At 26.7% G+C, this 405-nt stretch carries 1 pseudogene; it reads left to right on the top strand.

Going from position 1 to position 405, the window contains the following annotated elements:
* Positions 1-48: 48 nt before the first annotated feature.
* Positions 49-405: pseudogene (locus ACP3VS_RS24285) on the top strand (spore gernimation protein); the annotation flags it as partial.

Here is a 405-nt window from a genome sequence, read left to right as displayed (position 1 = left end):
GGACATATACAAACTTTCTTTATTTCCAAAAATATATTGGATGGTCATTTGGATGAATTTTTTGATTTTTTTAGTAGGGATTATTTTCTACGTTATAATACTTTAGCTTTTGGATATGAAGAAGATGATATTAAAGAGATAATGAATGTACATGGTCTCTTTTACAAACCGCCAATATTAACATTTCCTTATGATCCAAATGAACAATTATTCTTTAATTCATTCATCTCAACCAGTACTATACAAGACATGATTAAAAGATATTATGAACCAGTTGGATCCATTATGGTTCCTACAATAAAAATTAGTGAAGATTATTGGATGGAGAATAATAAATCTAAAAATATTTTAAAAATAAGTGGTGCTTATTTTCTTTCACGTCAAAAATTCAATGGTTGGATAAAG

Origin of the sequence: Lysinibacillus sp. VIII_CA (assembly GCF_049943995.1) — a bacterium.
Lineage (GTDB): Bacteria > Bacillota > Bacilli > Bacillales_A > Planococcaceae > Lysinibacillus > Lysinibacillus pinottii.
Note: the sequence above shows the minus strand (reverse complement) of the source record. Positions and strands in the feature narration are given on the sequence as shown.